Source organism: uncultured Brevundimonas sp., assembly GCF_937870815.1.
GTDB lineage: Bacteria > Pseudomonadota > Alphaproteobacteria > Caulobacterales > Caulobacteraceae > Brevundimonas.
On record NZ_CALMZS010000157.1, the window covers coordinates 1 to 22766 of the forward strand.

A 22766-nucleotide genomic window follows, 5' to 3' on the forward strand; every position below is an offset into this window, starting at 1 on the left:
AACGGCGCCTTCAAGGCCCTGACCGGCGACAACGCCCTCAAGGCCGAGGTCGGCGACACCGCGCGGATCTATTTCGGCGTCGGCGGTCCGAACAAGATCTCCAGCTTCCACGTGATCGGCGAGATCTTCGACCATGTCTATCGGGACGCGTCGCTGACCAGCCCGCCGATCACCGACGTGCAGACCGTTCTGGTGCCCCCCGGCGGGGCCACGGTGGTGGATCTGAAGTTCGAGGTCCCGGGCAGCTACATCATGGTCGACCACGCCCTGAGCCGCGTCGACCGCGGCGCCGCCGGCGTCATCGAGGTCACCGGACCGCAGAATCCCGATGTCTTCCGGGGCTCTCCGGAGGCCCACAACCACATGGAACACTAGTCGCCAGTCTGGTGTGCGACTGCGGCCGTCGGGGATGGCTCCGGCGGCCGCTTTTTTGAACGGGAGAAGTTTCATGTCGATGATCAGGTCGGCCGCGCTGGCCCTCATGGCCGCCGCCGCCGTTCCGGCCGCGGCCGCGGCCCAGGCGACCGACGCCGACGGCCGCATTCTCTTCGAGACCCGGCTGCGCAGCGAGACCGTCGATCAGGCGGGCTTTCTGGACAAGGCCCACGCCCTGACCCTGAGGACGCGGCTGGGCTGGCGTTCGCCGACCGCCCGCGGCCTGCAGCTGCTGGTCGAGGGCGAGGGGGTCGCCGTGCTCGACGACCGCTATTCCGCCCCGGTCGATCCCGTCCCCGGCCGCCCGGCCGTGGCCGACGGCGAGACGGTCGAGCTGAACCGGGCGCAGGTGCGCTGGACGGGCCTGCCCGACACGGAGATCACTGTCGGGCGGCAGCGGCTGATCGTCGGCAACAGCCGGTTCGTCGGCAATTCCGGCTGGCGCCAGAACGAGCAGACCTTCGACGCGGTCCGGCTGTCGACCACGGCGCTCAAACCCGTGGCCCTGACCTGGGTCTTCGCCGACCGGGTCCAGCGACCGCTCGGCCACGAGCACCCCCAGGGCGTCTGGCGCGGCGACATCCATCTGCTGCAGCTCGAGACGGAGACGCCCGTCGGCCGGCTGAGCGGCTTCGGCCTCGGCGTCGATCTGGACAACGCCGCCGCCTTTTCGTCGACCACCATCGGCGCGGGGCTGGCCGGTTCGCGCCTCCTGTCCGGCGACCTGTCGCTGACCTGGAGCGGGGAGTATGCGACGCAGACCGACGCCGGCGCCAATCCGTCCGACTTCTCCCTGGACTTCCAGGCAGCGGCCGTCGGGCTTCAGTCGCCGCGCTGGTCGGTCGGCGCGGGCTATGAGCGGTTCGACGGCGACGGCGTCTCGGGCTTCCAGACGCCATTGGGAAGCGGCCACGGTTTCCTCGGCTGGTCGGACGTCATCACCACGACGCCGGCGTTCGGGGTCCGCGACCTGTTCCTGCGCGGCCATGTCGGCGTCCCCGCCTGGGGCCGCACCCTCCGCCTGGCCGCCGAGGCGCATGCCTTCCACGACGCGGACGGGGACCGTGAACTGGGCCGGGAGCTCGATCTGTCGGCGGCCCTGCCGATCGACGCTCACTGGTCGGCGGAGCTGAAGGCGGCGCATTTCGACGGCGACCATCCCGCCTTCGGCGACGCCGACAAGGTCTGGCTGAGCCTCGAATACCGCTACTGAAGGGAGGGGACGCCTGCGTCCTCATTGTGCATATCTTGTCATCCCGGACACCGCGGAGCGGTGATCCGGGACGCTCCGTCGCCACGCCTGATCCTCCCGGAAGCTGCGCCGCAGCTATCCGGGAGACAGGTCAGGCCCAGCGCGGCCCTCACCCGTCTCCCGGACAATCGCGCCGCGATTTCCGGGAGTCCGCGAACCGGTGCGCCTTCCGTCCCGGACAGCCGCAGCGCGGCTTCCGGGATGACAAGGTCTGTGGCCCCGGGGCGAGAGCGATGCCCGGCCGGTCAGCCTAGCCGCATTTCGAATAGCCGCATTCGAAACAGGTGTCGCAGCCTTCCTTGCGCACCATGCCCGGCGTTCCGCAGCGCGGACAGCAGGCTCTTGAAGCCGCCGCGGCGGCCGGCGCCGGAAAGGCGCCGCCTTCGGGGAGATCGAGGTCCGCGCGCGCGGCCGCGTCCCGGGCCAGGTGGCGCTCGATCACCCCGCCGATCGCCGCCAGCAGGGAGGGCACGTAGCGGCCGTTCAGCCAGCCGCCGCCCCGGGGGTCGAACACCGCCTTCAGTTCCTCCGCCACGAAGGAGACGTCGCCGCCGCGCCGGAACACCGCCGAAATCATCCGCGTCAGGCCCAGGGTCCAGGCGTAGTGCTCCATATTCTTGGAGTTGACGAAGATCTCGAACGGTCGCGGTCCGTTCGGCCCCCCGACGTCGTTGAGGGTGACATAGACGGCGTGCGGGCTGTCGGGCCATTTGATCTTGTAGGTCGAGCCGGTCAGGGCCTCGGGCCGCGGGCTCAGATGGATTTCGGCCGGCGGCGTCGGAACCGGCTCGGCGGCCGGCGCGGCCGAGAGCACCGAGCCGGTCACCGCGTTGGGGCGGTAGGTGGTCAGGCCCTTGCAGCCCATCCGCCAGCCCTCGACGTAGACGTCGGCGAATTCATCGAAGGCGATGTCCTCGGGACAGTTGACGGTCTTGGAGATCGAGCTGTCGACCATCTCCTGCGCCGCCGCCTGCATGCGCAGGTGCTGGGCGGGGGTCAGGGTCTGGGCGGTGACGAAGGAATCGGCCGGCGGCGGAGCCTCTCCGTTCAGCCGCTTCCAGACCGTCAGGGCGTAGTCCTCGACCGCCTCCTCGCGCTTCGTCCCGTCGGGCTGCAGCACCTTGCGGGTGTAGGCGAAGGCGAACACCGGCTCGACCCCGGACGAGACGTTGCCGGCCATCAGCGAGGTCGTCCCGGTCGGGGCGATCGAGGTCAGGCAGCCGTTGCGCAAGCCATGCCGCGCGATCAGGGCCCGCGTCTCCTCGTCGAGTTCGAGCAGGTTCGGCCGGTCCAGAACCGACGGATCGTACAGCGGGTAGGGGCCCTTCTCGGCGGCCAGCTCGGCCGAGGCGCGATAGGCCTCGCGCTTGATGAGGCCGAGCCAGCGGCGGGTGGTTTCGGCCGCCTTCTCGCCGCCATAGGGAATGCCGCAGAACACCAGGGCGTCGGCCAGGCCGGTCACGCCGAGCCCGAGCCGCCGCTTGGCCCGCGCCTCCTCGGCCTGGGCCTCCAGGGGGAAGCGCGACACGTCGATGACGTTGTCGAGGAAGCGGACCGCCGTGCGGGTCAGCGCGGCCAGCCGCGTCTCGTCGAGGCTCGCGTCGGGACCGAACGGATCGTTCACCAGCCGCGCCAGGTTGATCGACCCCAGCAGGCAGGCCCCGTACGGGGGCAGCATCTGTTCGCCGCAGGGGTTGCTGGCCGAGATGGTCTCGATGGCGGCGAGGTTGTTGCGCGAATTGACGCGGTCGATGAAGATGACCCCCGGCTCGGCCACGTCGTAGGTGGCCTGCATCAGCCGGGCCCAGAGGTCACGCGCCGGCACCGTGCGCCAGGTCTGGCCGCCGAACACCAGCGGCCAGTCCGAGTCGCTCTCGAGGGCCTGCATGAAGGCGTCGGGGACCAGCACCGAGACGTTGAAATTGCGCAGCCGCGCCGGGTCGCGCTTGGCGTCGATGAAGGCCTCGATATCGGGGTGGTCGATGCGCAGGCAGCCCATCATCGCGCCGCGGCGCTGGCCCGCCGACAGGATGGTGCGGCACATCGCATCCCAGACGTCCATGAAGCTGAGCGGGCCCGAGGCGTCGGCCCCGACCCCCTTCACCGGAGCGCCGGAGGGGCGGATGGTCGAGAAGTCCATGCCCACGCCGCCGCCCTGCTGCATGGTCACGGCCGCCTCGCGCACGGCCTCGAAGATGCCGTTCAGGTCATCCGGCACCGTGCCCATGACGAAGCAGTTGAACAGCGTCACCGCGCGACCGGTCCCGGCCCCGGCCATGATCCGGCCGGCCGGCAGGAACTGGAAGTCGGCCAGGGCTTCGGCGAACCGCTCGCGCCATTGACGGCGGGCCTTGGGCGGCTCGGCCTCGGCGATGGCGGCGGCCACCCGGGTCCAGGTCTGTTCGACCGAATCGTCGCCCGCGCCCTCGGCCGGAGTGAAGCGGTATTTGCTGGACCAGATGTCGGCCGCGAGCGGGTTGTCGAACGCCATGGGAGTCTCCTTAATCCCCCGAGGCTCGCCGATTCTCCGCGGCCCGAATTTGTCCAAGCGCAACGACGCGGCCGAAGAATCGGGCCGATCGGGACGGGTCACGGAGAAATGGGTCGATGCGGCCGCGACCCGAACGCCCTGATCTGATTCCCGCTGCGTCCTGGACGCCGCCTCTCCGCGGCGCATCCGGGAATCTACGGAGGGCCGGGTTTGTGCGACCACAATGTTCCGACGGCGGGGAAGACTAGAAGGGAGCCATGTCGCGAACGTCTCGCACATTCTCCTTGAAGGACATGGTCATGCTCCGGAAACTACTTCCCATTGTCTGCGCGGGCGCCGCGCTGCTCGCCGCCGGACAGGCCGCGGCGGCCGAACACACGGTGCAGATGCTCAACCGTGGTCCCGGCGGGGCCATGGTGTTCTCGCCTGCGGTCGTCCAGGCCCGCCCCGGCGACACCATCCGCTTCGTGCCCACGGATCCCGGCCACAACGCCGAGACCATCGCCGGGATGATCCCGGCCGGCGCCACGGTCCAGCGGGGCCCCATGGGCCGCGAATTCGTTCTGCGGGTGACCCAGCCCGGCGTCTATGGGGTGAAGTGCGCGCCCCACTACACCATGGGCATGGTGGGCCTGATCCAGGTGGGCGACTCCGGGTCCAACCTCGAGGCCGTGCGGACCGCCCTGGGGCGTACGCCGCCGCTGGCGCGCCGGCGCTTCACCGAGATGCTGACCCGCCTTCGCTGACCGGGCGCCGGGGAGGCGCAGGTGAGGGCCGGTCTTCGGGCCGGCCCTCATCGAGTCCGCCGTCCCGGGCGCGGCTGACGGATCAGCCGACGCCATGTTCGGCGAGCTGGCTCAGCGCGCGCGGGTCGCGGACGATGATCCGGCGCCGGGCGCTGCCGGTGACGCCTCGGTGATCCAGGGCGGCGAGGGTCCGGCTGACGGTATGCAGGGTGGAGCCGGCCATTTCGGCGAGATCCTGCCGGGTGATCGGAAAGTCGATCTCGATGCCGTCGTCCGTGGGCCGGCCGGCCCGCTCCATCAGGCGCAGCAGCGTGCGCGCGATCCGTTGCTCGACGCGTTCTCCGGTCAACTCGCCCATTCGGCTCTGCAGGTCCATCAGTCGCGCGCCCGCGGCGGCGGTCGAGCGCAGTCCGATCTCCGGATGCTGCCGGATCAGCTGGCGGAGCGCCGGGATGGTCCACCAGATCTCGACGCTGTCGACGACGGCGATGGCGTCGGCGGGAAAGGCCTGATTCATCAGGGCGGCGACGGTGCCGTACATCTCTCCCGGGCCGATGAAGCGGAGCACCGACTGCCCGCCGTCGATCCGGGCCTGGACGATCTTGACCCGACCTTCCAGCAGGCTGTGGCCGCTGACGCCGGGATCGCCCTGGGCGAAGACCCGCGTTCCGGCCGGCAGCCGCCGGACCGATCCGGCCGCGACCACCGCCTCCAGCGCCTCGCGCGCCAGGCCTGCGAACATTTCGGAGCGTCTGAGGATGTCCGGGTCGAAGGAAACGGGCATGGGCCGGGGCTTTGCGCCGACGGCGGTGACGGCCATCGCAGCAGAGCGGGTCCGATGCGCCGCGTCGACTCCGGTAAACCCCCTAGGGAGCACTCCCGAATATCGGCGGGCAGGGGACCGGCCCTAGTTTGGGGGCCCAAGTTCACCGGATTCCTTCATGCCCGCTCTCCGCATCTGCGAAATCACGGACCGGCCAGTCTCCACGCCCCGCGCGGAAACGCCGGACTGTCACCTGTGCGACGTCTTCGCGAACGCATCGCCGGCGCCGCGCTCGCCGTTCGCCCCGGGCGAGCCGCTGGTCCGCCAGGGAGATCCGGTGCAACTGGTCTACCGCGTGCTCAAGGGGGCGGCGGTCAGCTATCGACTGCTCAGCGACGGGCGTCGCCAGGTCACCGGCTTCCATCTGCCCGGCGACTTCGTCGGCCTGGAGGCCGGAATAGAACACGCCACCACGGCTGAAGCGCTCGGCTCCGTCCACGCCTCGGCGATCGCCCGGTCGGAGCTGGCCGAGCGCGCCGCCACGGACATCGGCCTGGCCCGGGCCCTGTGGCAGATCACCGTCCGCGCCGTGCAGCGCAGCGAGCACCACGCCCTCATCCTGGCCCGGCAGGGCGCCACCGAGCGTGTCGTCGCCTTCCTGCTCGACTTCGCCGAGCGCCTCGATTTCCCCGAGGTCATCGACCTGCCGATGACCCGTCAGGACATCGCCGACCATGTCGGCCTGACCATCCACACCGTCTCCAGGACCCTGTCGCAACTGCAGGCGGCCGGCCTGATCGAGGCGCGCTCGACCCGCCATGTGCGCCTGCGGCAGCGTGAGCGGCTGGAAGGCATCTGCGCGTGACCGTGTTCCCCGTCAGCCCGCAGGCGCGTCCGGCCGTCATCCTCGTGGATGACGATCCTGCCGTCACGCACGCCGTCCAGTTCTCCTTCGACCTCGAGGGGCTGGACGTCCGCAGCTTCCGGGACGGCGAAAGCCTGCTCGGGTCCGCGGACCTTCCGCACAAGGGCTGCCTGGTTCTCGACTACCACCTGCCCGGCGTCGACGGGCTCGGCCTGCTTGAGCAGCTGCGGGCGGACGGCGTGCGGATGCCGGCCGTCCTCATCACCACCAATCCGCGGCCGCATCTGAGGGCGCGGGCGGCGGCGGCGGGCGTTCCGATCATCGAGAAGCCCCTGCTCACGGACGCCCTGCTGACGGCGGTCCGGAGCGCCCTGGCGCAGGGCGGCTAGAGCCTGATCGGTTGAGGCGGAATCGCTTCGCGATTCCGCCGATGCCGTGAATCAGGCTCCAGCCGGCCGCGGCCCGCCTCGCGGCGACCGTGGCGGCGCCTTCAGCAGCATCACTCCACTGACGGCGACTCCGGCCGCGGCCAGCAGGCTCGCCGCCGGGACGGCGCACAGCAGGCAGTGGCCGGCGACCGGTCCGCAGAGCGCGGCGGCGAGGGCCATGTGGTCGGCGGCCGCGACCGCACCGGCCGCCGCCGCCGCCGCCAGCGCGGCCCCGGACGCGACCAGACAGAGGCCGAGCGTGGGTGAATTGTCGTTGCGCTGCATGCCAACCTCCGAAAGTCGATCGGGCCACGGATTTCCTGCGTCGGCTTTGCTTTGGCGCAAAGCGGCGGGCGCCGAGTCCGGGCACCGAGGGGCCTCTGTCACCGGGGCCCGCCGAATGCCGACCAATGTCCTCAAGGATGCCGACACGCCAGGCGACGTCGTCGCCCTCTATCTGTTCGTGGGCGTGGGGGCGGTCGTCGCGCTGCTGGCGACGGCCTTCACCGACGACGCGGCCTTCCGGTTCCACGGCTATGTGCTGATGGCCGCCTCGGTCGTGGCGCTGGCGGCGATGACCATCGGCGTCGCCCACGGCCGCTTCCGCTCGGACCCCGCCCGGTACGAGGACGGGGTGATCCGCGCCGGCGTCATCGCCACCATGTTCTGGGGCGTCGTCGGCATGGCGGTCGGCGTCCTGATCGCCGCCCAGCTGTCGTGGCCCGAAATCTTCTACTTCCCCGAGCACGGCTGGCTCAATTTCGGCCGGCTGCGGCCGCTGCACACCTCGGGGGTGATCTTCGCCTTCGGCGGCAACGCCCTGATCGCGACGTCCTTCTGGGTCGTGCAGCGCACCTGCAAGGCGCGGCTGGCGGGCGGCGTGTGGCCGTGGTTCGTGTTCTGGGGCTACCAGCTGTTCATCGTGCTGGCGGCCACCGGCTATGTCGCCGGCATCACCCAGTCGCGCGAATACGCCGAGCCCGAATGGTACGTGGACATCTGGCTGACCATCGTCTGGGTCGCCTATCTGCTGGTCTTCCTGGGCACGCTGTGGAAGCGCAGGGAGCCGCACATCTATGTGGCCAACTGGTTCTACCTGGCCTTCATCGTCACCGTCGCCCTGCTGCACCTGGTCAACAACGCGGCCGTGCCGGTCGGCCTGCTGGAGGCGCGCAGCTATTCGGCCTTCGGCGGCGTCCAGGACGCCCTGGTCCAGTGGTGGTACGGCCACAACGCCGTCGGCTTCTTCCTGACCGCCGGCTTCCTGGCGATGATGTACTATTTCGTGCCCAAGCGGGTGGAGCGGCCGGTCTACTCCTACCGCCTGTCGATCGTGCACTTCTGGTCGCTGATCTTCATCTACATCTGGGCGGGGCCGCACCACCTGCACTACACGGCCCTGCCGCAGTGGGCGCAGACCCTGGGCATGACCTTCTCGATCATGCTGTGGATGCCGTCCTGGGGCGGGATGATCAACGGCCTGATGACCCTGTCCGGCGCCTGGGACAAGCTGCGCACCGATCCGGTGGTGCGGATGATGGTCGTGGCCATCGCCTTCTACGGCATGTCGACCTTCGAGGGGCCGCTGATGTCCATCCGGACCGTCAACGCCCTGTCGCACTACACCGACTGGACCATCGGCCACGTCCACTCGGGCGCGCTTGGCTGGGTCGGCTTCATCAGCTTCGGCGCCATCTACTGCATGGTGCCGTGGCTGTGGAAGAAGGAGCGGCTCTACTCCAACGCCCTGGTCGAGTGGCATTTCTGGATCGCGACCACCGGCATCGTCCTCTACATCACCGCGATGTGGGTCTCGGGCATCATGGAGGGCCTGATGTGGCGCGAATACACGCCGGACGGCTTCCTCGCCAACAGCTTCATCGAAACCGTCTCCGCCAAGCATATCCAGAACGTCATCCGCACCGTCGGCGGCCTGATGTTCCTGAGCGGCACGCTCATCATGTCCTACAACCTGTGGCGAACGATCCGCATGCCGTCCTCGCGCCCCGCCGCGAGCGCGCCGGCGACCCTGATCGAGCCCCATCAACAGCCGGTCGGGTGAGGATCAGCCCATGTGGAAACAGCATCACAGGTTCGAGCGCCACTCGCTCTGGCTGGTCATCGGCATCACCATCGTCGTCTCGATCGGCGGCATCGTCGAAATCGCGCCCCTGTTCTGGGTCGAGAGCACCATCGAGGAGGTCGAGGGGGTCCGGCCGTACACCCCGCTCGAACTGGCCGGCCGGGACATCTACATCGGCGAGGGCTGCTACAGCTGCCACTCGCAGATGGTCCGCCCCCTGCGCGACGAGGTCGAACGCTACGGCCACTACAGCCTCGCCGCCGAGAGCATGTACGACCACCCCTTCCAGTGGGGCTCGAAGCGGACCGGTCCCGACCTGGCCCGGGTCGGCGGCAAATATTCGAACGAGTGGCATCGCGAGCACCTGGACGACCCCCGCGCGGTCGTGCCCGAGTCCAACATGCCGCCCTACCGGTTCCTGGCCGACCAGGATCTGGACCGCCACGCCATCCGCCGCAAGCTGCAGGCGATGGCGGCGGTCGGGGTGCCCTACACCGCCGACCAGATCGACAATGCCGAGGCCGATCTCCTGGCCCAGGTCGATCCCTACGCCAGCGAGACCTCGGACCTGCGGCGCCGCTACGGGCCGAGGGTGGCCCAGGGCGATTTCGACGGCGATCCCGCGCGTCTGACCAGGATGGACGCCCTGATCGCCTATCTCCAGCAACTCGGCACGATGGTCGATTTCCGCACCTATCAGGCCGAAGACCCGGACAACATGAGATGAGCGCGCTCGACTACGAAACCGTGGCGCGGTTCGCCCAGCAGGGCGGCACCCTCTACTTCGGCGCCGTCTTCATCGCCGGCCTGATCTACGCCCTGTGGCCGAAGCACCGCGAACCCTTCCGCCGGCTCTCCCGACTGCCGCTCGAAAACGACGAGGACGACCATGTCTGAACGCGAGCGCGACGAACACTCGGGCGTCGAGACCACCGGACACGAATGGGACGGCATCAAGGAGCTGGACAATCCGCTGCCGCGCTGGTGGCTGTGGGTGTTCTACGGCTCGATCGTCGTGGCCGTGGTCTATTGGGTGCTGATGCCGGCCTGGCCGGGGCTCAGGGGGTACACGCCGGGGCTGATGAAACAGTCCGACCGCGCGGACGTGGTCGAACAGCTCAACGCCCTGCGGGCGCAGCGCGGGCGGGGAGAGACCCTGCTGACGGCGGCCTCGCTCGAGCAGATCGAGGGGGACCCTGACCTGCAGGCGCACGCCCTCGCCGTCGGCCAGTCGGTGTTCGGCGACAACTGCGCCAGCTGTCACGGCGTCGGCGGCGGCGGGGCCAAGGGGTATCCGAACCTGCGCGATGATGTCTGGCTGTGGGGCGGCTCTCTGGCGGAGATCGAGCACACGATCCGCGTCGGCGTCAGGACCGCCCATCCGGAAACCCGGATGTCGCAGATGCCGGCCTTCGGCCGCGACGGCATGCTGGCGGACGGGCAGATAGCCGATCTGACGGAGTATGTCGTGGCCCTGTCCGGGCGCGAGGCGGACCGCGAGGCGGTGGATCGCGCCGGCCAGCTGTACGCCGACAACTGCGCCGCCTGCCACGCCCCGAACGGCGCCGGCGCCCGCGAACTGGGCGCGCCCGACCTGACCGACCGGGAATGGCTCTACGGACCGGACCGCGACTCCATCCGCGGCCAGATCCACAACGGCCGCAACGGGGTGATGCCGACGTGGGAGGGCCGCTTCTCGCCCGCCGTGATCAAGGCGCTGGCCGTCTATGTCCACGTCAACGCCGGCGGCGGCGAGCCCTCCGGCGCGAGTGCAGCCGCCGCGCCATGACCATCATCATCGACCGGACCCGGGAGCGGCCGGCGGCGGCGGGTCCGGTCTCGGTCGCCGAACGCCAGCGCGAGAAGGGGCGGCCCAGGGGCCTCTACCAGGCGCGCGTGCCGATCTATCCCAAACTGGTCCACGGCCGCTGGCGGTGGATCAAATGGGCGCTGCTGATCGTCATGCTGGCGATCTACTATGTCACCCCCTGGATCCGCTGGGACAGGCCGGGCGCCCTGCCGGACCAGGCCGTGCTGGTCGATTTCGACGGCGGCCGATTCTATTTCTTCATGATCCAGCTGTGGCCGCAGGAGGTGTATTTCATCACCGGCCTGCTGGTCATCTCGGCCCTGGCCCTGTTCCTCGTCACCGCCCTGTTCGGACGGCTGTGGTGCGGCTATGCCTGTCCGCAGACGGTCTGGACCGACCTCTACATCTACATCGAGCGGATGTTCGAGGGCGACCGCAACGCCCGCATGCGGCTCGACGCGGCTCCGATGTCGTTCGACAAGCTGTGGCGCAAAACCGGCAAGCACGCCGTGTGGCTCGGCGTCGCCTTCGGCACCGGCGGGGCCTGGATCTTCTATTTCCACGACGCCCCGACCCTGATCCGCACCTTCTGGGTCGGGGCGGCGCCGATGACCGCCTATGTCTCCTGCGCCGTCCTGACCTTCACCACCTATGTCTTCGCCGGCCATATGCGCGAGCAGGTCTGCACCTATATGTGCCCGTGGCCGCGCATCCAGGGGGCCATGCTGGACGACCAGTCGTTCCAGGTCACCTACCGCTACGACCGCGGCGAGCCGCGCGGCCCGCACAAGAAGACCGAATCCTGGGAAGGCCGCGGCGACTGCATCGACTGCAACCAGTGCGTCGTGGTCTGCCCGATGGGGATCGACATCCGCGACGGGGCGCAGCTCGAATGCATCAACTGCGGCCTGTGCATCGACGCCTGCGACGAGATCATGGACAAGGTCGGGCGGCCGCGCGGCCTGATCGCCTACGACACCGACGCGGCCGTCGCCGCGCGCAGCGTCGGCCAGACGCCGCAACACCGGCTGATCCGGCCCCGCACCCTCTATTACGGCCTCGCCCTGGCGCTGGTCGGCGGACTGATGATCTGGGGCTTCGGCGCCCGCGAGCCGCTGGGGGCGCACGCGATCCGCGACCGCAGCCCGGCCTACGTCCGCCTCCATGACGGCGCGGTCCGCAACGGCTATATGCTGAAGATCGCCAACCACGGCTTCCTGCCCGCCGATGTGGAGATACGCTATCTCGGCGTGCCGGGCGCGATCCTGAGGAGCCCCGGCCGGCCGGCGTCCGAGCCGTTGCGCGTCACCCTCGCCCCCAATCGGGTGACGCCGGTCCGGGTGTTCGTCACCGCGCCGGCGGACCAGCTGGGCGAGGGCGGCCGCGCCGCCGCGTTCGAGATCCGCTCGGGTGAGACGACCCGCACCGTCCGCACAGCCTTCGACTACGGGACCCCCCAGCCATGACCGACCCGGCTCCGCTCGCAAGCTCGCCCCGGGGCGTCAAGGGTTGGCACGTCGGCGTCGCGGTGGTCGCCTTTTTCGCCGTGGTGATCGGCGTCGACGCCGGATTCCTGGTGGCGGCCTACCGGTCGCATCCCGGTCAGGTGGCGGCCCGGCCCTATGAGGCGGGCCTGATCTACAACGCCGAACTGGACCGGCTGAGGGCGCAGGAGTCGCTGGGCTGGCGCGCGGGAGCCGCGGCGCGGCCGGGCGGGATCGAGGTGGTGATGCAGGACCGGGACGCCCGGCCGCTCACCGGCCTGCGCGTGTCCGCGACCCTGCAGCGCCCGGCCACCGAGCGGGGACGGATGGAGCAGGTCCTGCGCGAGACGGGGCCGGGCGTCTATGCGGCGGATCACGTCTTTTCCGGGACCTGGGATGTGCGCATCTCGGCGGCGGGTGAAGCGGGCCCGCGGTTCGTCGCCGAGCGGAGGCTGACGTGGCCGTAACCTTCGACGCCGCCGACGGGCCCGACATGTCCGCCTTCCTGAGGGCGACGGACGACGACCACGCCCGGCTGGATCTTCTGGTGACCGGGGCGCGCTGCGCCGGCTGCATCGCGAAGATCGAGCGCGAGGTGTCGCGCCTGCCCGGCGTCGAGTCGGCGCGGCTCAACCTGTCGAACGGCCGGCTGGCCATCGGCCTGGCCAGGGGCGGCGTCGATCCGGCCCGGATCATCGCGGCCCTCGACAGGCTGGGCTATCCGGCGACACCGTTCGATCCCGGCGCGGCCCTGGCCCAGCGCGACCGCGAGGGACGCCGGCTGATCCTCGCCCTGGCCGTGGCCGGCTTCGGCGCGATGAACGCCATGATGTTTTCGGTGCCGATCTGGGCCGGGCTGTTCGACCAGGAGCTGGGGCCCGCCACCCGCTCCATGATGATGTGGATGTCGGCGGCCGTGGGCGCGCCCTGCGCCATCTTCGCCGGCCTGCCCTTCTTCCAGTCGGCCTGGCGCTCCCTGCGCGCGGGCCGGGCCAATATGGACGTGCCGATCTCGGTCGGGGTGATCCTGACCCTGGCGATCAGCTTCTCCGAGACGATCCTCAACGGCCGGGACGCCTATTTCGACGCCGCGGTGTCGCTGCTGTTCCTGCTGCTGATCGGGCGCTGGCTCGATCATGTGCTGCGGGCCCGGGCGCGCAGCGCCGCGGGGGATCTGCTGGCCCTGCAGGCGCCCTCCGCCAGCGTCATCGACGCCGGGGGCCGGGAGCGCTCGGTCCCGCTCGGCGAGCTCCGCCCCGGCGACCTGATCCGCCTGCGTCCGGGGGATCGTGTTCCGGTGGACGCGACCCTGGTCGAGGGCGAGGCGCTCATCGACAACAGCCTGCTGACCGGCGAGAGCGCGCCGGAGCGGGTCAGGCCGGGCCAGCTGTGCCGCGCGGGGGCGGTCAACACCGCCGGCCTTCTGACCCTGCGCGTCCGCGCCCGTTCGGAGGATTCCACGCTCGCGGCCATAGCGCGGCTGGTCGAGGCGGGGGCCCAGTCGCGCTCGCGCTATGTGCGCCTCGCCGATCGCGCGGCGGCACTCTATGTGCCGGTCGTGCATGCGGCGGCGCTGGCGACCTTCGCCGGCGGCTGGATGCTGGGGCTGGGTCCGAGGGAGGCGCTGATCCGGGCCGTCGCCGTCCTGATCGTCACCTGCCCGTGCGCCCTCGGCCTGGCCGTGCCGGCCGTGCAGGTGGCGGCCTCGGCGCGGCTGTTCCGCCGCGGCGTGCTGGTCAAGTCCGGGGCGGCGCTGGAGCGGCTGGCGGAGATCGACCATGTGGTCTTCGACAAGACCGGCGTGCTGACGGAGGGGCGGCCGGCGCTGGTCGGGGCGTCGCCCGCGGTCGTCGCCATGGCGGCCCCGCTGGCCCGCGCCTCGCGGCACCCGATGGCCCGTGCGATCGCCCGGGCGGCCGGCGACGGGCCCCTGGCGACCGAGGTCGTCGAGCGCCCCGGCCTCGGCGTGGAGGGGTTCATCGAGGGGCGGCGGGCCCGCCTCGGCCGGGCGGACTTCGTCGGCGTCCCGACCCTGTGCTCGGGCGAGACCGACCTCTGGTTCGGCTTCGAGGGCGGGACCAGCGTCCGCCTGCAGGTCTCGGACGTGGTGCGGCCGGACGCCGCGGCCACGGTGGCGGCCCTGGGCGCCCGCGGCCTCACCGTGGAGGTGCTCTCGGGCGATCGGCCCGGTCCCGTCGGCGCCGCCGCGGCCGCCGCCGGCGTCGCCGTCTGGAGGGCGGGCCTGTCGCCGCAGGAGAAGGCCGAGGCGATCGACGCCCTGGCCGCCGCCGGCCGCAAGGTGCTGATGGTCGGGGACGGTCTCAACGACGCCGCCGCCCTGGCCCGGGCCCATGCCGCCGTGGCCCCGGGCTCGGCCCTCGAGGCCAGCCAGAACGCCGCCGACCTGGTGCTCACCCGGGAGGCGCTGATGGCCGTGGTCGAGGCGATCGACGTGGCCCGCTCGGCGCGGCGCCGGGCCCTGGAGAATTTCGGCTTCGCGGCCCTCTACAACCTCGTCGCCGCGCCGGCCGCGATGCTGGGCTTCGTCAATCCGTTCGTGGCCGCCCTGGCCATGTCCGGTTCGTCGCTGGTGGTGACCGTCAACGCGCTTCGCGTCAGGGGGCGGCGATGAACATCATCTTCCTGCTGGCGCCGTTCTCGGTGTTTCTGGGGCTGGCCGCCGTCGGCGCCTTCGTCTGGAGCCTGCGCGCCGGCCAGTATGACGACATGGAGGGGTCCGCGGCCCGGATCCTGATCGAGGATGACGACGCGGACGGCCCGCGACCGTCCTGACGCCCGGGGGGCGCCGCCCCTCCGGGAGCCGGCGGCGGTGCGGACCTTCCAGCCGTCTCCTGTCTCCGCATCCCCGGTCCTGGCCGATGGGGAGGGATGCCCTACGTCCGCGCGCTGACGAGCCAGGCCTTGGCCGGCATCATGATCCCGTCCGCAGTATGGCGGTCGAGGTAGAGATCGAGCAGGTCGCGCGACAGCCGCTCCGCCGCCTCGGGGACGAGGGCCGCGACCTGCTCACGGAAGGACATGCCCTCGAGCGCGAAGGCCACGGCCTCGGCCGGCGTCGCGCCGGGGCCGCCGAACGGCAGGTCGCCTGTCCAGGCCTGGAATTCGACTTCCGAGAAGCCGCTGGCGGAAAGGATTTCGCCCAGATAGTCGCAGTCCTCGAAGGCGAAAGGGCCGGGCGCGGGCGGCTCCGGGCGGGGCAGATCGACATGGCGGCGCACGATCTCGACCATGGCCGCCATCCAGAGATTGTCGCCGGGAGCGGCCCACACGGCCAGATCAAGGCGGCCGCCGGGGCGGAGCAGGCTGCGCAGATGGGCGAAGGCTGACCGAGGGTCGGGGAAGAACATGCTCCCGAACCGGGAGATCATCCGGTCGAAGGGGGCCGCGTCGGGGCGGACCGTCGCGGCGTCGGCGCAGACGAAGACGGCCTCGACCGCGCCGGCTCCGGCCGCCCGCTCCCGGGCCCTGCGCACCAGGTCCGGCGAGATGTCCAGCCCCACCGCGGCGCCCCCTGGATCCACCGCGCGCGCCGCCGCCAGGGTCGTGGCCCCGCCTCCGCAGCCGACGTCGAGGACCCGCTCGCCCGGCGACAGGGCGGCCCGGGCCAGCAAGGCGACGCCGACCGGGGCGATCATGCCCTCGAACCGGTCGAGATGGGCCAGCCAGCGGGCGCCCGCTGCGCCCGCCCAGTCCTCGCCCGCCCGGTCGTCGCCCGTCTGGACGGGTCGGGGCGGCAGGTCAGGGGCCGTGTCGGACATCCGGGTCTCCTTTCGATGAGGCTGCGGAAACACCTCCGGGCTCAACGGGGGCGGCTCCACCCCCGTTCCGGGCCCGGGACGGCGAATGTCCTCGTCCGCGGCCCGCCGCAGACCCGCGCCCGTCCCGACGGTTGTTCAGCCGCCGGCGCGAACATCGGCCTCGGGCATGACCAGGTCGACCCGCAGGCCCCCGAGCGCCGAGCGCGCGTATTCCAGGCTCCAGCCCTGGGCGCGGGCGCAGGTCTGGGCGATGGACAGTCCGAGGCCGTTGCCGCCGGGACGGGCCCCGGCGGCGCGGAAGAAGCGACGGCCGAGGTGGGCCCGATCGGCGGCATCGACCCCGGGGCCGTCGTCTTCGACGACCAGCCGCGCGGCCGGTCCGTCGGTCTCCAGGCGGAGCAGGACGCGGGTTTCGGCGTAGGCGGCGGCGTTGGACAACAGATTGCCGAGGATGGCCGACAGCGGATGCGGTTGCGCGTGCAGACTCAGGGCGGCGGGCCGATCGATATCGACCCCCGGCCGCTGTCCCGCCCGTTTGACGAGGTCGGGCCAGATGTCGTCGAGGGCGATCCACCGCCGCTCCTCGAGGTTGGAGGCGAGGGCCTCGCTACGCGACATCTCCAGCAATTGGCTGACCAGCCGCGCTGTCCGGTCGACCGAGTCGGTCATCTGGGCCAGGGCGCCGTCGCGCACGGCCTTGTCCCTGGCGCCGGCGGCGATCTGGGCCTGGACGCGCAGGCCGGCCAGGGGCGTCCGCAGTTCATGGGCCGCCGCGGAGATGAATTCGGACTCGCGCCGCCGGGCCGCATCCAGGCGGCCGATGAGTCCGTTGAGGGCGTCGATGAAGGGCCTGAGCTCGTCGGCGGCCCCGGGCGTCGTGACCGGCGTCAGATCGTCCGCGTCGCGCGCGGCGATGGCCTGGGTGACCGACTGGATCGGGGCGAGCCCGCGGCCCACCGAGATCCAGATAAGCGCCGCCATGGCCAGCAGGCCGATGCCCGCGGGCGCGACCAGGCCGGCGATGACGCTCTGCACGAGATGGTCGCGCATGCCGAGGTTGTCGCCGACCAGAACCCGGACGCCGGCCTCGCGGTTCTCGATGGCGTAGACGCGCCAGCGGGCCCCGTCGATGGTGGCCTCGGAGAAGCCCGAGGCGGCGGTGGTCAAACGCCGGCTGGGCGCGCCGTCGGAACGTCCGATCAGCGCGCCGTCGAGCGACCAGATCTGGCAGGACAGCTGGCGTCGGTAGGAGGAGCGGCCGGCGGCCGTCGCCAGCGCCGGAGCCTCGGACGACGTCCGGGCCACGTCGCCGCTGGCCAGCAGCGACGAGACCATGCGCGAGGCCTCGATCAGACGGGCGTCGAGAACGCGCTCGACCTCATGCCGGGTGCGGACATAGACCCAGCTGGCGGCCAGGCTCCAGACGACGGTCGAGACGAGGGCGAGAATGACGAACAGCCTGAGGCGGATGGAGCTCATCGCAGGGCGTATCCCAGGCCGCGCATGGTCCGGATCAGCCCCGGGCCCAGCTTGGCGCGCAGATGGTGGATGTGCACCTCCACGGCGTTGCTGCCGATGTCCTCCTGCCAGCCGTAGAGCCGCTCTTCGAGCTGGCCGCGCGACAGCACCTGGCCCGGCCGCTCGATGAGGGCCTCGAGGATGGCGAATTCGCGGCGGGAGAGGGAAATATCGCGGTCCCCCAGCCAGACCAGCCGCGCCTTTGGATCGAGCATGAGGTCGCCGTGTTTCAAGGGCGCCGTCGCGCGCCCCAGGACCCGTCGGCGGACCGCCCTCAGCCGCGCCGCCAGTTCGTCCAGGTCGAAAGGCTTGCCGAGATAGTCGTCGGCGCCGGCGTCGAGCCCCTCGACGCGATCGGGCGCGGAGTCCCGGGCGGTCAGCAGCAGCACCGCGACCGGCATTTCGCGCCTCCGGACGAAGCGCAGCACCTCCAGCCCGTCGCCGTCCGGCAAACCCAGGTCCAGAACGACGGCGTCGAAACTGGAGCAGTCGAGGGCGGCGAGGGCGTCCTGCACGCCGCCGGCGACATCGACCGTCCAGCCATAGCTGCCCAGGCCGACCTGAAGGCCGTTGGCGAGGATCGGGTCGTCTTCCACGGCGAGGATTCGCATGGGGTCGTGTCGGCCTCCAGACTTAAGGCTGACTTAAGCTGTGACGGCGAATGACGCCGCATGAAAAAGCGTTTCGCCCTGCGTGCCGGTCTCGGGGCGGCCCTCGCCCTGGTGGTGGTCGCCCTGGCCGGCGTCCTGCCCGCCGCGGCGCAGGCCCCCCTGTCCCCGCAGGAGGCCTTCCGGCTTTCGGTCACCCGCACCGGGGCCGGCGACGTGGCCTTCGATTGGCGCATCGCGCCCGGGCACTATCTGTACCGGGGTCATACCGTGGCCACCGTGGCCGACGGCAAGACCGCGCTCGCCCTGGATCTGGCCCCGGGCCGGCAAAAGGACGACCCGGGCTTCGGCGTCGTCGAGATCTGGCGCGACGCCGGACGGGCGACCCTGACGCGGGCGACCCTCGAGGCGGCCGGGGCTCCGGGGGCGGTGAACATCACCTACCAGGGCTGCGTCGAGGATTCGATCTGCTATCCGCCGGTCACCGAGACCGTGACCCTGCCGGTCCTGCCCGAAGCCCGCGCGGCGTCCCCGCTGACCCTGGCCGCCCGGCCCTCTCCGGACGGGGTCGCGGCCAACGCCGGGGCCCTGGCGGTCGCCGCCGCCCAGGCCCCGCCCGTCGAGGCCGCGGGAGAGGCCGTCCCCGTCCCCGTTCCCGTTTCGGCCGGGCCGGTCGAGGTCGAGCTGCAGTCGGGCGGCGGAATGGTGGAATCCCTGTCCGTGAGCGGAGGCGCCGCCTGGGTTCTGCTCGCCTTTTTCGGTTTCGGGATTCTGCTGGCGTTCACCCCGTGCGTCTTCCCGATGTATCCGATCCTGGCCGGCGTGATCGGCCGCGGCCTGGAGGGGCGCGATCCCCGGCGGGGCTTCATCCTGTCGGCGTCCTACGTTCTCGGCCTGGCCACGGCCTTCGCCCTGCTGGGCATGGCGGCGGCCTGGTCCGGCCAGAATCTGCAGATGGCGCTGCAGTCGGTCTGGGCGGTCGGCGCCCTGTCGCTGGTCTTCGTGGTTCTGGCCGCGTCGATGTTCGGCCTGTTCGAACTCCAGCTGCCGTCGGCCTGGACCTCGCGCCTGTCGGTGGACCGAGGCACGGGCCGGCGCTCGGCGCCCTCGGCCGCGGGCATGGGCTTCGTCTCCGCCCTGATCGTCGGGCCCTGCGTCACCGCGCCTCTGGCCGGAGCCCTGCTCTACATCGCCCAGACCGGCGATCTCGCCCTCGGGGCCGGCGCCCTGTTCGCCCTGGGCCTCGGCAAGGGCGTGCCGCTGATCATATTCGGCGCCATGGGCGCACGCCTTCTGCCCAGGGCCGGGCCCTGGATGAACCGCGTCAAGGCCGTCTTCGGCTTCCTGTTCCTGGCCACCGCCTGGTGGCTGGCGGCCCGTATCCTGCCGTCGGCCGCGGTGCTGGTGGCGGGCGCGGCCCTGCTCCTGGCCGTGGCCGCGGCGCTGGGGCTGTTCCAGCGGGATCCGGCCCCCGGCCCCGGCGCGCGCGTGGCGCGGGTGGCGGGTCTGGCGGCGGCGGTCTGGGGCGTGATGCTGCTGGTCGGGGCGGGCGCGGGGGCGACGGATCCGCTGCAGCCGCTCGAGCCGTTCGGCGGGGCCCGGGCGGCGGCGCTCCCGAACTACGCCGAGACCGTGGTGACCGACGAGGCCGGCCTGCGCGAGGCGACGGCCCTGGCGAGCCGGTCCGGACGGCCCTCGCTGGTCTATTTCACGGCGGACTGGTGCGTCAGCTGCAAGGTCATCGAACGCGAGGTCTTCGACGATCCCGAAGTCCGGGCCCGCCTGGGCGAGGTGTCGCTGATCAAGGTCGACGTCACCCGGGCCGACGCCGGGGCGCGTTCGCTGATGGAGGATTTCGCCGTGGTCGGCCCCCCGACGATGATCTTTCTGGACGCTGGAGCCCGCGAGCCGGCCGCCACCCGGATCGTCGGCGAGACCGGCGCCGGGAGCGTGCTCGACGCCCTGAGCCGGATCAGGGCGGGCTGAGGTGGGAGCGATCGTCATCGGCCCGCTGGTGCTGTCAGCCGAGCGGTTCGCCATCATCCTCGGCATGGCGGCCTTCCTGATCGTGGCGGGGGTGCTCGCAAGCCGGGTCAGCGGCCGCTTCAACCCGTGGAGCACGGCGGTGGCGCTCGGCGGCCTGGCCGCGGCGCGCCTGGCCCATGTGATCGGCCACTGGTCGTATTTCGAAGGCGATCCGTTGCGGATCCTCGCCGTCTGGCAGGGCGGTTTCATCTGGCCCTGGGCCTTGGTCGCGGTCGCCCTCGCAAGTCCCCTGATCCTCAGGGAACGCCGCCTGATGGCCTATGGCCTCGTGCCGGTGATCGCGGCGGTGTTCGTCTGGAACGTCGCCTATCAGCTCACCGCCCGGACGGATGCCCGACCGATGCCGGACCTCGCCCTGGCCCGGCTCGACGGCGCCCCGCTCGACCTCGCCCGCGGCGACGGCCGTCCGACGGTGATCAATGTCTGGGCCACCTGGTGCCCGCCGTGTCGCCGCGAGATGCCCGTCCTGGCGGCGGCCGAGGCGGCCCATCCGGACATCCGCTTCCTCTTCGTCAACCAGGGCGAGGGTCAGCAGACCATCGCCCGCTTCCTCGACGCCCAGGGCCTGCGGCTGGACAATGTCCTGCTCGACCCTTCGATGGCCCTGCCGCGGCACTACGGGACGGCCGGCATTCCGGTGACTCTGTTCATCGGCGCCGACGGGGCCCTGCGAAAAACTCACATGGGCGAGATTTCGCCCGAACAGATCGACGCCGAACTGCGGGCCATCGCCCGCTGACGGTCCCCATCATCCCAAGACCAGACTGGAGAACAGCATGCTCGACAAACATCATATCCTCGCCGCCGCCCTGGGGTCCCTGGCGCTCGCCGCCTGCAGTCCGGCCGGGGCCGAGAACGCCGCCGCGGACGCGGCCCCCGCAGCCGGGCAGCAGGACGCCCTCGTCACCAGCGTCGGCTTCGCCGACCTGCTGCGGACGCCGGCCGCGCCGTTCATCGGGGCCGAGAAGGCCGATGTCACCCTGATCGGCTTCATCGACTACAACTGCCCCTACTGCCGCCAGATGAACCCGGAACTCGCCGCCCTGCTCGAGGCGGATCCGAAGGTGCGCATCCTCTACAAGGACTGGCCGATCTTCGGGGCGGGGTCCACGGCGGCGGCCCGGACGGCGCTCGCGGCGGGGTATCAGGGCAAATATGAGGCCGCTCACAACGCCTTCATGCGCTCCACCGACCGCATCGCCGGCGACGCCGAAATTCGCCCGCTGGCCGCGGCGGCCGGCATCGACATGGCCCGGCTGGATCGCGACCTCGAGGCTCACGGGGCCGAGATCGACGCCGTGCTCGAGCGAAACCATCGGGAGGCGGCCGCGTTGGCCCTGCAGGGTACGCCGGCGTTCATCATCAACGGCAACCTCATCCCCGGGGGCATGCCGCTGGCGCAACTCCAGGCGGTGATCGCCCGCATCCGCGCGGGAGAGCCGCTCCGCTGAACGGAGAAAGACCGCCGTGGCCGGCCTGACCCTGCTGCAGCTCAACGACCTGCACGCCTGTCTCGGGCCCATCCCGAACCGGTGGGCGCCGCTCCGATGACGTGGCCATGACATCCTTTGCCTGATCGTCTTCGTCCGACCGGAGAATCCCTGATGCGACATTTCCGCCATGGCGACGCGCAGGTCGCGGCCTTGCACGACGCCAGGACCGGCAGCTGGCAGTATGTGGTCAGCGATCCGGCCACGGGCGCCGCGGCCATCATCGATCCCGTGTGGGATTTCGACGAGAAGGCCGCGGCCACCACCACGCGCAACGCCGACGCCATTCTCGACCATGTCCGGGCCGCCGGCCTCAAGGTCGAGTGGATCCTCGACACCCACCCGCACGCCGACCATTTCTCGGCCGCCCCCTACCTGCGCGAGAGACTCGGGGCCCCGACGGCCATCGGCGAGAAGGTCTGCGGCGTCCAGGCGCTGTGGAAGGACATCTACCGGCTGCCCGACAGCTTCCCGACCGACGGCCGCCAGTGGGACCGGCTGTTCGCCGCGGGCGACACCTTCCGGATCGGCGGACTGGAGGGCCGGGTGATGCTGTCCCCCGGCCACACCCTGGCGTCGATCAGCTATGTCATCGGCGGCTGCGCCTTCGTGCACGACACCCTGATGATGCCCTATGCGGGCACTTCCCGCGCCGACTTTCCGGGCGGCGACGCCCACGTTCTGTACGGCAGCATCCAGGACATCCTGGCCTTGCCGGAGGAGACCGGCGTCTTCGTCGGCCACGACTACGGGCCGGACGGTCGGGAACCTGCCTGCTTCAGCACCGTGGCCGAGCAGCGCCGCGACAACATCCACGTCGGCGGCGGGCGCTCCGAGGCCGAATTCGTCGCCCTCAGGGAGGCGAGGGACGCGACCCTGCCGCTGCCCAACCTGATGCTCTACGCCCTTCAGGTGAACATCCGCGGCGGCGTCCTGCCCGAGGCGGAGGCCGACGGTCGTGTGTTCTT

Annotated in this window: 22 protein-coding genes and 1 pseudogene; 17 read left to right on the top strand and 6 right to left on the bottom strand. The window is 71.2% G+C overall.

Translation table 11 applies throughout. The features are described 5' to 3' along the window. Both Q0588_RS10125 and Q0588_RS10130 read left to right on the top strand, forming a co-directional pair. Positions 1-375: pseudogene (locus Q0588_RS10125) on the top strand (nitrite reductase, copper-containing); the annotation flags it as partial. Positions 376-448: 73 nt separating this feature from the next. After that, on the top strand, positions 449-1648 hold the full coding sequence (locus tag Q0588_RS10130; RefSeq protein ID WP_298745833.1) for an alginate export family protein: 1200 nt from the start codon (positions 449-451) through the stop codon (positions 1646-1648). A 289-nt stretch (positions 1649-1937) separates the two neighbouring features. Here the strand turns inward: Q0588_RS10130 and Q0588_RS10135 are convergent, their stop codons facing one another. Continuing rightward, entirely contained in the window at positions 1938-4178 is a 2241-nt protein-coding gene (locus tag Q0588_RS10135) for an adenosylcobalamin-dependent ribonucleoside-diphosphate reductase (protein WP_298745834.1), read from the bottom strand. Positions 4179-4477: 299 nt separating this feature from the next. Between Q0588_RS10135 and Q0588_RS10140 the strand changes: the two genes are divergently transcribed. Then, positions 4478-4924 (top strand): pseudoazurin, encoded by a 447-nt coding sequence (locus Q0588_RS10140; RefSeq protein ID WP_298745835.1) that lies wholly within the window; start codon positions 4478-4480, stop codon positions 4922-4924. A gap of 82 nt (positions 4925-5006) precedes the next feature. Here Q0588_RS10140 and Q0588_RS10145 read toward each other — a convergent pair whose 3' ends face one another. Next, positions 5007-5708 carry a Crp/Fnr family transcriptional regulator gene (locus Q0588_RS10145; protein WP_298745836.1) on the bottom strand — a complete coding sequence of 234 codons (702 nt, stop codon included), beginning with the start codon at positions 5706-5708 and terminating at the stop codon, positions 5007-5009. A 157-nt stretch (positions 5709-5865) separates the two neighbouring features. On the opposite strand from Q0588_RS10145, the gene Q0588_RS10150 reads away from it, so the two are divergent. Then, positions 5866-6552 carry a helix-turn-helix domain-containing protein gene (locus Q0588_RS10150; RefSeq protein WP_298745837.1) on the top strand — a complete coding sequence of 229 codons (687 nt, stop codon included), beginning with the start codon at positions 5866-5868 and terminating at the stop codon, positions 6550-6552. Next, the gene (locus Q0588_RS10155; RefSeq protein ID WP_298745838.1) at positions 6549-6941 is read left to right on the top strand and encodes a response regulator; all 393 of its coding nucleotides are present in this window, start codon (positions 6549-6551) and stop codon (positions 6939-6941) included. Before Q0588_RS10150 ends, Q0588_RS10155 begins: the two co-directional genes overlap by 4 nt. 51 nt (positions 6942-6992) lie before the next feature. Here Q0588_RS10155 and Q0588_RS10160 read toward each other — a convergent pair whose 3' ends face one another. Further along, positions 6993-7265 carry a hypothetical protein gene (locus Q0588_RS10160; RefSeq protein WP_298745839.1) on the bottom strand — a complete coding sequence of 91 codons (273 nt, stop codon included), beginning with the start codon at positions 7263-7265 and terminating at the stop codon, positions 6993-6995. A 259-nt stretch (positions 7266-7524) separates the two neighbouring features. Between Q0588_RS10160 and ccoN the strand changes: the two genes are divergently transcribed. Genes ccoN through ccoS form a run of 8 tightly spaced genes read left to right on the top strand, consistent with a single transcriptional unit; the run spans position 7525 to position 15150 of the window. Further along, entirely contained in the window at positions 7525-9042 is a 1518-nt protein-coding gene (gene ccoN / locus Q0588_RS10165) for a cytochrome-c oxidase, cbb3-type subunit I (RefSeq protein ID WP_298745853.1), read from the top strand. A 10-nt stretch (positions 9043-9052) separates the two neighbouring features. Next, positions 9053-9790, top strand: coding sequence for a cytochrome-c oxidase, cbb3-type subunit II (gene ccoO / locus Q0588_RS10170; RefSeq protein ID WP_298745840.1), 738 nt, complete (start codon positions 9053-9055; stop codon positions 9788-9790). Then, positions 9787-9960, top strand: coding sequence for a cbb3-type cytochrome c oxidase subunit 3 (locus Q0588_RS10175; RefSeq protein WP_298745841.1), 174 nt, complete (start codon positions 9787-9789; stop codon positions 9958-9960). Before ccoO ends, Q0588_RS10175 begins: the two co-directional genes overlap by 4 nt. Beyond that, entirely contained in the window at positions 9953-10852 is a 900-nt protein-coding gene (gene ccoP, locus Q0588_RS10180) for a cytochrome-c oxidase, cbb3-type subunit III (protein ID WP_298745842.1), read from the top strand. Before Q0588_RS10175 ends, ccoP begins: the two co-directional genes overlap by 8 nt. Beyond that, on the top strand, positions 10849-12339 hold the full coding sequence (gene ccoG / locus Q0588_RS10185) for a cytochrome c oxidase accessory protein CcoG (RefSeq protein ID WP_298745843.1): 1491 nt from the start codon (positions 10849-10851) through the stop codon (positions 12337-12339). Before ccoP ends, ccoG begins: the two co-directional genes overlap by 4 nt. Next, on the top strand, positions 12336-12824 hold the full coding sequence (locus Q0588_RS10190) for a FixH family protein (protein WP_298745844.1): 489 nt from the start codon (positions 12336-12338) through the stop codon (positions 12822-12824). Before ccoG ends, Q0588_RS10190 begins: the two co-directional genes overlap by 4 nt. Before the next feature lie 26 nt (positions 12825-12850). Next, a complete protein-coding gene (locus tag Q0588_RS10195; protein ID WP_298745854.1) occupies positions 12851-14989 on the top strand; it encodes a heavy metal translocating P-type ATPase in 2139 nt (712 codons plus the stop codon). Then, a complete protein-coding gene (ccoS, locus tag Q0588_RS10200) occupies positions 14986-15150 on the top strand; it encodes a cbb3-type cytochrome oxidase assembly protein CcoS (protein ID WP_298745845.1) in 165 nt (54 codons plus the stop codon). Before Q0588_RS10195 ends, ccoS begins: the two co-directional genes overlap by 4 nt. 101 nt (positions 15151-15251) lie before the next feature. Here ccoS and Q0588_RS10205 read toward each other — a convergent pair whose 3' ends face one another. The 3 genes from Q0588_RS10205 to Q0588_RS10215 form a co-directional block, all read right to left on the bottom strand. Beyond that, entirely contained in the window at positions 15252-16136 is an 885-nt protein-coding gene (locus Q0588_RS10205; RefSeq protein ID WP_298745846.1) for a methyltransferase domain-containing protein, read from the bottom strand. Between the two features lie 135 nt (positions 16137-16271). After that, a complete protein-coding gene (locus Q0588_RS10210) occupies positions 16272-17615 on the bottom strand; it encodes an ATP-binding protein (RefSeq protein WP_298745847.1) in 1344 nt (447 codons plus the stop codon). Then, a complete protein-coding gene (locus Q0588_RS10215; RefSeq protein ID WP_298745848.1) occupies positions 17612-18265 on the bottom strand; it encodes a response regulator in 654 nt (217 codons plus the stop codon). The genes Q0588_RS10210 and Q0588_RS10215 overlap by 4 nt, the downstream gene beginning before the upstream one ends. A 60-nt stretch (positions 18266-18325) precedes the next feature. Here Q0588_RS10215 and dsbD point away from each other — a divergent pair, with 60 nt between their 5' ends. The 4 genes from dsbD to Q0588_RS10235 all read left to right on the top strand — a co-directional run. Further along, the gene (gene dsbD, locus Q0588_RS10220; protein ID WP_298745849.1) at positions 18326-20248 is read left to right on the top strand and encodes a protein-disulfide reductase DsbD; all 1923 of its coding nucleotides are present in this window, start codon (positions 18326-18328) and stop codon (positions 20246-20248) included. 1 nt (position 20249) lies between these two features. Further along, on the top strand, positions 20250-21047 hold the full coding sequence (locus Q0588_RS10225) for a TlpA disulfide reductase family protein (RefSeq protein WP_298745850.1): 798 nt from the start codon (positions 20250-20252) through the stop codon (positions 21045-21047). Positions 21048-21084: 37 nt separating this feature from the next. Continuing rightward, on the top strand, positions 21085-21759 hold the full coding sequence (locus tag Q0588_RS10230; protein ID WP_298745851.1) for a DsbA family protein: 675 nt from the start codon (positions 21085-21087) through the stop codon (positions 21757-21759). Between the two features lie 153 nt (positions 21760-21912). Then, a partial coding sequence (locus Q0588_RS10235) for an MBL fold metallo-hydrolase (protein ID WP_298745852.1) occupies positions 21913-22766 on the top strand: 854 nt, incomplete at its 3' end.

Bases quoted from the DNA above. Each gene is read 5' to 3' on its own strand.
- Q0588_RS10160 (WP_298745839.1), bottom strand. From the start codon at position 7,265: ATGCAGCGCAACGACAATTCACCCACGCTCGGCCTCTGTCTGGTCGCG.
- dsbD (WP_298745849.1), top strand. From the start codon at position 18,326: ATGAAAAAGCGTTTCGCCCTGCGTGCCGGTCTCGGGGCGGCCCTCGCC.
- ccoP (WP_298745842.1), top strand. From the start codon at position 9,953: ATGTCTGAACGCGAGCGCGACGAACACTCGGGCGTCGAGACCACCGGA.
- Q0588_RS10230 (WP_298745851.1), top strand. From the start codon at position 21,085: ATGCTCGACAAACATCATATCCTCGCCGCCGCCCTGGGGTCCCTGGCG.
- ccoO (WP_298745840.1), top strand. From the start codon at position 9,053: ATGTGGAAACAGCATCACAGGTTCGAGCGCCACTCGCTCTGGCTGGTC.
- Q0588_RS10140 (WP_298745835.1), top strand. From the start codon at position 4,478: ATGCTCCGGAAACTACTTCCCATTGTCTGCGCGGGCGCCGCGCTGCTC.
- ccoN (WP_298745853.1), top strand. From the start codon at position 7,525: ATGGCCGCCTCGGTCGTGGCGCTGGCGGCGATGACCATCGGCGTCGCC.
- Q0588_RS10130 (WP_298745833.1), top strand. From the start codon at position 449: ATGTCGATGATCAGGTCGGCCGCGCTGGCCCTCATGGCCGCCGCCGCC.
- Q0588_RS10205 (WP_298745846.1), bottom strand. From the start codon at position 16,136: ATGTCCGACACGGCCCCTGACCTGCCGCCCCGACCCGTCCAGACGGGC.
- ccoS (WP_298745845.1), top strand. From the start codon at position 14,986: ATGAACATCATCTTCCTGCTGGCGCCGTTCTCGGTGTTTCTGGGGCTG.
- Q0588_RS10195 (WP_298745854.1), top strand. From the start codon at position 12,851: ATGTCCGCCTTCCTGAGGGCGACGGACGACGACCACGCCCGGCTGGAT.
- ccoG (WP_298745843.1), top strand. From the start codon at position 10,849: ATGACCATCATCATCGACCGGACCCGGGAGCGGCCGGCGGCGGCGGGT.
- Q0588_RS10190 (WP_298745844.1), top strand. From the start codon at position 12,336: ATGACCGACCCGGCTCCGCTCGCAAGCTCGCCCCGGGGCGTCAAGGGT.
- Q0588_RS10150 (WP_298745837.1), top strand. From the start codon at position 5,866: ATGCCCGCTCTCCGCATCTGCGAAATCACGGACCGGCCAGTCTCCACG.
- Q0588_RS10175 (WP_298745841.1), top strand. From the start codon at position 9,787: ATGAGCGCGCTCGACTACGAAACCGTGGCGCGGTTCGCCCAGCAGGGC.
- Q0588_RS10135 (WP_298745834.1), bottom strand. From the start codon at position 4,178: ATGGCGTTCGACAACCCGCTCGCGGCCGACATCTGGTCCAGCAAATAC.
- Q0588_RS10210 (WP_298745847.1), bottom strand. From the start codon at position 17,615: ATGAGCTCCATCCGCCTCAGGCTGTTCGTCATTCTCGCCCTCGTCTCG.
- Q0588_RS10145 (WP_298745836.1), bottom strand. From the start codon at position 5,708: ATGCCCGTTTCCTTCGACCCGGACATCCTCAGACGCTCCGAAATGTTC.
- Q0588_RS10215 (WP_298745848.1), bottom strand. From the start codon at position 18,265: ATGCGAATCCTCGCCGTGGAAGACGACCCGATCCTCGCCAACGGCCTT.